This window comes from Amycolatopsis sp. NPDC049868, assembly GCF_044461365.1.
Taxonomy (GTDB): domain Bacteria; phylum Actinomycetota; class Actinomycetes; order Mycobacteriales; family Pseudonocardiaceae; genus Amycolatopsis.
Window position 1 is genome coordinate 423,361 of record NZ_JBITKV010000007.1, and the last position, 6,476, is coordinate 429,836.

5 protein-coding genes are annotated in these 6,476 nt (G+C 67.7%); 2 read left to right on the top strand and 3 right to left on the bottom strand.

What is annotated here, in order from left to right; translation table 11 throughout:
- The first annotated feature begins 77 nt into the window (after positions 1–77).
- Entirely contained in the window at positions 78–1,466 is a 1,389-nt protein-coding gene (locus ACIBTM_RS29020; protein ID WP_395880316.1) for an amino acid permease, read from the top strand.
- Positions 1,467–1,526: 60 nt separating this feature from the next.
- Here ACIBTM_RS29020 and ACIBTM_RS29025 read toward each other — a convergent pair whose 3' ends face one another.
- On the bottom strand, positions 1,527–3,011 hold the full coding sequence (locus ACIBTM_RS29025; RefSeq protein WP_395880317.1) for a CoA-acylating methylmalonate-semialdehyde dehydrogenase: 1,485 nt from the start codon (positions 3,009–3,011) through the stop codon (positions 1,527–1,529).
- 20 nt (positions 3,012–3,031) lie between these two features.
- On the bottom strand, positions 3,032–3,901 hold the full coding sequence (locus ACIBTM_RS29030; RefSeq protein WP_395880318.1) for an aldolase: 870 nt from the start codon (positions 3,899–3,901) through the stop codon (positions 3,032–3,034).
- Between the two features lie 109 nt (positions 3,902–4,010).
- On the opposite strand from ACIBTM_RS29030, the gene ACIBTM_RS29035 reads away from it, so the two are divergent.
- Positions 4,011–4,760 carry a GntR family transcriptional regulator gene (locus ACIBTM_RS29035; RefSeq protein WP_395880319.1) on the top strand — a complete coding sequence of 250 codons (750 nt, stop codon included), beginning with the start codon at positions 4,011–4,013 and terminating at the stop codon, positions 4,758–4,760.
- On the opposite strand, the gene ACIBTM_RS29040 is transcribed toward ACIBTM_RS29035, so the two are convergent.
- A complete protein-coding gene (locus ACIBTM_RS29040) occupies positions 4,740–6,185 on the bottom strand; it encodes an APC family permease (RefSeq protein ID WP_395880320.1) in 1,446 nt (481 codons plus the stop codon). The genes ACIBTM_RS29035 and ACIBTM_RS29040 overlap by 21 nt on opposite strands.
- Positions 6,186–6,476 lie beyond the last annotated feature (291 nt).

Sequence of the window (6,476 nt, forward strand, 5' to 3'; positions counted from 1 at the left end):
GAGTGACGTCCCGCACACCTTAAGTCTTCCTTAGCAATGTTGGTGACGTGCCGCACACGCTCTAGCGTCTGGCAACCATGGATTCCTCGCTGCTCACCGAAAAAGGTGAAAGCTACTCAAAAGCACTGGGCAACCGCCAAGTGCAGATGATCGCCATCGGCGGCGCGATCGGCGTCGGGCTGTTCCTCGGTGCCGGTGGCAAGCTCCACCAGGTCGGGCCGTCGCTGGTCCTGTCGTACGCGCTCTGCGGTATCGCCGCGTACTTCGTGATGCGCGCCCTCGGTGAGCTCGTGCTGCACGAGCCGTCCTCCGGCAGTTTCGTCACCTACGCCCGCAAGTTCATCGGGCCGTGGGCGGGTTTCGCCTCCGGCTGGATGTACTGGGTGAACTGGGCGATGACCGGCATCGCGGAGATCACCGCCGTGGCGATCTACGTGCACAAGTGGCTGCCCGACGTGCCACAGTGGATCACCGCGCTGGTCGCGCTCGGCGTGCTGCTGGCGGTGAACCTGCTTTCGGTGAAGCTGTTCGGCGAGCTGGAATTCTGGTTCTCGGTGGTCAAGGTGCTGGCCATCGTAGTCTTCCTGATCACCGCGGCCGGGCTGGTGCTCACCAGCGCCGACATCGGCGGCACCACCGCGGGCGTGCACAACCTGACCGCCCACAACGGCTTCTTCCCGGCCGGTGTCGGCATCGCGCTGATGACCTTGCAGGCGGTCATCTTCGCCTACTCGGCGATCGAGGTCGTCGGCATCGCCGCCGGCGAGACCAAGGACGCCCGCAAGGTGCTGCCGAAGGCGATCAACGGCGTGGTCTGGCGGATCGGCGTGTTCTACGTGGGATCCGTGCTGCTGCTGGCGATGCTGCTGCCGTGGCCGTTCTACAACGGCGGTGAGAGCCCGTTCGTCACGGTGTTCACCCGCCTCGGGATCCCGGGTATCGGCGACGTGATGAACGCGGTCGTGCTCACCGCCGCGCTGTCGAGCTGCAACTCCGGGCTCTATTCGACCGGCCGTATCCTGCGTGCGCTCGCGGACAAGGGCGAGGCGCCGAGGTTCGTCGGCAAGATGAGCAGTCGTCACGTGCCCTACGGCGGCATCCTGTTCACGTCCGGCGCCTACGTGCTGGGCGTGGTGCTCAACTACCTGGTGCCGAAGGACGCCTTCGACATCGCGATCGCCATCGCCTCGCTCGGCGTGATCACCACCTGGGCGACGCTGATCTTCTGCCAGCTGCGACTGCGCCAGGCGGCGCTGCGCGGGGAGCTGGAACGGCCGTCTTATCGGATGCCGTGGGCGCCCTACAGCGGCTGGGCCACGCTGGGCTTCCTCGCGCTGGTGGTCGTCCTGATGGGCTTCTCGGACGGCGCCGAGAAGATCGCGTTCTACTCGATCCCGGTGCTGGTCGTGGTACTGGCGGTCGGCTGGCGGATCGTCGGGAAACGGCAGCGGCAAGAGGTGCGCTGACAACCCGCGTTTCGTCCTCTGAACGCGGCAACCGCATTCAGAGGACGAAACGCGGTCGTTTCAGCTGGACGTCGGGAAGTTGAAGCCCGCCGCGCTCTGCGGCCATCGCGTCGTGACGACCTTCGCCCGCGTGTAGAACCGCACGCCCGCCGGGCCGTGGATCGGGCTGTCCCCGATGAGGGAGTCCTTCCACCCGCCGAAGGAGTAGTACGACATCGGCACCGGGATGGGCACGTTCACCCCGATCATGCCGACCTTCACCTCCCGCTGGAATCGCCGCGCCGCCTCGCCGCTGCCGGTGAACACCGCGGTCCCGTTGCCGTACGGGTTCGCGTTGATCAGCGCGATCGCTTCGTCCAGTGTGGACACCCGCACGATCCCGAGCACCGGGCCGAAGATCTCGTCACGGTAGGCCGCCATCTCGGTCGTCACGTGGTCCAAAAGGGACGGTCCGACGAAGAACCCGTCCTCGTGTCCGGCGACTCGCAGGTCCCGGCCGTCGATGACCACGGTCGCGCCCTGCTCCGCCCCGAGGGCGACGGAGTCGATCACCCGTCGCCGCGCGGCCTCCGTGACCACGGGCCCCATGTCGTTGCCCGCCTCGTGGCCGGGCCCGACCTTGATCTCGGCGGCCTTGCGTTCGAGGATCTCGATCAGCCCGTCTCCGGCCGGCCCCACGGCGACACCGATGGAGATCGCCATGCAGCGTTGCCCGGCCGAACCGAACGCGGCGGCCGTGAGATGGTTCGCGGCGTACTCCAGATCGGCGTCGGGCAGGACGACGGCGTGGTTCTTGGCCCCGCCCAGCGCCTGCACGCGTTTGCCGGTGGCCGTCGCGCGTTCGTGGACGTACTTGGCGATCGGGGTCGACCCGACGAACGACACGGCGGCGATACCGGGATGCTCCAGGATCGCGTCGACCGCGACCTTGTCCCCGTTGACCACGTTGAACACACCGTCGGGAAGCCCCGCCTCGGCGTACAGCTCGGCGACCAGCCGGGACGCGGACGGGACCCGCTCGCTGGGCTTGAGGACGAACGTGTTGCCCGCCGCGATGGCGATCGGGTGCATCCACAGCGGGACCATGATCGGGAAGTTGAACGGCGTGATCCCGGCGACGACCCCGAGCGGTTGCCGGAAGTCGTGCACGTCCACGTCCCGCGAGACCTGGTCGGAGAAGCCGCCTTTGAGTGCGTCGGCGATCCCGCAGGCGTACTCGACGATCTCGCGGCCGCGGACGATCTCGCCGCGCGCGTCGTCGATCACCTTGCCGTGTTCCGAAGAGATGATCCGGGCGAGCTCGTCCTCGTGCTTCACCAGCAGCTCGCGGAAGGCGAACATCACCTTCGTCCGCTGCGACAGCGACGAATCGCCCCACCCCTCGAACGCCTTGGCCGCGGCGGCCACCGCGGTGTCCACATCGGACGGTTCCGCGAGGAGCACCTCCGCCCGCGCGTGCCCAACGGCAGGGTCGTAGACCGGGGCCGTGCGAGTGGAGCCTGCCGTGGTCGCGGCGCCGTTGATCCAGTGGTCGATGGTCTTCACGCGTTGTCCTCCACAGGTGTTCACAACAGTCCGACGGCCGTGTCGACGGCCTTGGCGACGTCGCCGTCGTGCGGGTAGAGCAGGGACCGGCCGACCACGAGGCCCTGCACGGTCGGCAGCGCGAGCGCCCGCTGCCAGGCGGCGAACGCGGCGTCGGGATCCTTGACCTCGCCGCCCAGCAGGACCGCGGGCAAGGTCGAGGCGGCCAGCACGCGCTCCATGTCCTTCACCACCGGGAGTTTCAGCCAGGTGTAGGCCGACGAGCGGCCTAGGGCGGAGGCGATGGTGATCGAGCGGATCACGGCGTCGGGGGAGAGGTCGTTGCGGAGGCGTCCGTCGACCCAGTCCGAGAGGAACGGCTCCACCATCGCGATCAGCTTGCGGTCGGCGAGGTCGTTGACCGCCTTCGCCGTGTTCTCGAGAACGCTCGGCGTCGCCGGATCGGTCAGGCAGATCCTGGTGAGCGTCTTGCCGCCGTCGAAACGCATCCGCTCGATCGTTTCGGCGTCGTAGCAGGCGAACCGGTCGTCGATCTCGAAACTCGATCCCGCGAGCCCGGTGCGGTTCATCGAGCCGATGACGGTCTTGCCGTCGAGCACGCCGAGGAGCAGCAGGTCGTCGATGATGTCCGGCGTCGCCAGCACGCCGGTGACCCCGGGCCGTTCCAGTGCCAGGCCGAGCCGGTCGAGCAGTTCGCCGCGGCCCGCCATCGCGAGCGGGTCGGAGCCGACGCCGTTGGCGCCGCGTGCCGGATGGTCCGCGGCGATGATCATCGTGCGGCCCTTGTCGTTGAACGGTGACTTCGCCCGGACGCGGGTGGCGGCGGCCACCGCGACGGCCCCCGGATCCCGCACCCTCGCGGCGACTATCCGGCGCACTGTGTCCGACACGTTCGTACCTCCCGGCTCGCGTGGTCCTCCGACCATCGCAAGCACGAGGAGACTTTGTCAAGACATATGGACATAAGGTCATAGTGGCGGAGCGCGGTAGGCTCCGCGCATGAAATCCTGGGCGCCCGGCGAGATCGTGGTGGATCCGAACGGCCCGGAACCGCTGTACTCGCAGGTCGCCCGGCAGATCGGCGCCGCCATCGAAGACGGCAGGCTGCCGAACGGCGCCAGGCTGGACAACGAGCTGGATCTGGCGGCGCGGCTGCACCTGTCGCGGCCGACGATCCGTCAGGCGATCCAGTCACTGGTCAACCAGGGGCTGCTCGTCCGCAAACGGGGTGTCGGCACGCAGGTCGTCCGCACCAAGGTCGCGCGGCCGCTGCGGTTGAGCAGCCTCTTCGACGACCTCAGCGAACTCGGGGACAAGCCGGAATCCGTCGTCCTCGTGAATCAGGTCGAGCCCGCGAGCGAAGAGGCGATCGAGCAGCTGGAGACGCCGGGCCTGGCCCACGTCCGGCGGTTGAAGCGGGTGCGCTCGACCGGCGGCGAGCCACTGGCGATCATGAACAACTATCTGCCGGACGGCCTCATCGATCCGGCCGACGACGAACTGCGGGACAAGGGGCTCTACCAGTTACTGCGGTCGGCGGGTGTCCGTCTGCACGCCGCCCAGCAGAACGTCGGCGCGCGGCAGGCGACCGAGGAGGACGCCGAACTGCTCGACGAGAAGCCGGGCGCGGCACTGCTCACCATGCGCCGCACCACCTACGACGAGTCCGGCAAGGTCGTGGAATACGGGTGGCACGTCTACCGCGCCTCGCGCTATTCGTTCAACCTCTCACTGACCAACAACGTTTGAGGGTTCGCGTTCCAGATCGGTCTCCAGCGCCTCGTACACCGAAGGACGGTACCGGCGCAGCCAGCCGGCGAGCGCGAGCCCGGCCAGCGCGACCACCAGGAGCAGCCACGGCAGGTGGGGGACGACGCCGTTGCTCGACCCGGCGAGTGTCGGGAAGTTGAGGATCGCCAGCGTCACGATGAGCCCGAGCCCCACCGCGCCCAGCCCGGGGGCGATCAGCGTCTTCACGACACGGCGGTCCCGTGTCCGGCGGAAGTGGACGAGGATCGCCACGGCCGCGAACAACTGCAGGGTGAGGATGCCGAGGGTGCCGAAGCCGGTCATGCTCGCGGTGAGGTCGGCGACCGGGTCGAGCCCGGCGAGCCGGAACGCCAGCGCCACCAATGAGCCGAAAACCAGCTGGACGATCGAGGCGTAGCGCGGCGCGCCGTTGCGCGGGCTGGTCTTGCCGAGCAGACGTGGCAGCACGCCGACCCGGCCCAGCGCGTACAGATAGCGGGTGGCCGAATTGTGCAGCGCCAGCAGCGCGGCGAACAGACTGACCACCAGAAGCAGCAACATCAGCTTGGTCAACGGGCCGCCGAGGTACTCCTGGGCGACCGAAAGCACGAGATCCCCGCTCGACAGATGCGCGGCGGCCACGTCCTGCGCCTGCTCGGCGCCGATCGCACTGACCACGGCCCAGGTCGTGAACGCGGCGAACACCCCGATGAACCCGATGGCGATGTAGGTCGCCCTCGGGATCGTCCGCTTGGGATCCCTGGCCTCCTCGCCGAACAGCGCCGTCGCCTCGAAGCCGATGAAAGCGTTGGCGGCGAACAACAACGCCAGACCGCCCGCCCCTTGGAACAGCACGGACGGGCTGAACGCGGCGAACGAGAAGCCGTGCCGGAACAGCACGCTGAAGTCCATGATCAGCAGAATCGACACTTCGAGGATCAGCGAGGCACCCAGCACTTTCGCGCTCACCGCGATCCCGCGACGGCTGAGCAGGAGAACCAGTACGACCGAAAGCGCGCTCCAGAACAGCCAATCGAGTTTCAGGCCGAAGACGTCGTCGATCGCCGTGGAGGTGAAGAACCCGCTCGTGCCGATCGCGCCCGCGACGAAACAGTTGTAGCCGAGCATCGCGACGAAACCGGCGACGAGACCCGGTGTCCTGCCCAATCCTTTGACCACGAAGGCGTAGAAGCCGCCCGCGCTCGTGAGAACCCGCGACATCTGCGCGTATCCGACCGCGAACAGCAACAGGACGACCGTCGCCAGCAGGAACGCCGCGACCATGCCGCCGCCGTTCCCGACCGCGATACCGATGGCCGCGATCACGATCATCCCGGTCAGCGGCGCGACCGCGGCGAGCACGAGGAAGACGATGCCTGGCACGCCCAGGACGTTCTTGGCGAGCGACGTTTCGTCTCGGCTCATGCGCTGCTCCTCATCTCCGCTGAACGGTCAGTATGAGAGCGAGGGTGGGCGTGGGCTTTGCCTTTGCGCGCGCGGCGCTTGTTCGGCAGCGCAGCTGAGGCAGTGAACGCGTCCGGCGGTGTCGCGGTCGGCGTCGTTCCGGGGACGAGACACCCGCAATTAGTCGACTAATTGCGGCTCATTTCCCGGGGCGATATAGTCTGAATATGCTATAGCACAGGTGTTCGATCGGGGTGTAGCGTTGATTTTGTGTCCAGCGACGATGCCTCTCCGAAGACGTCCACCGAGTGG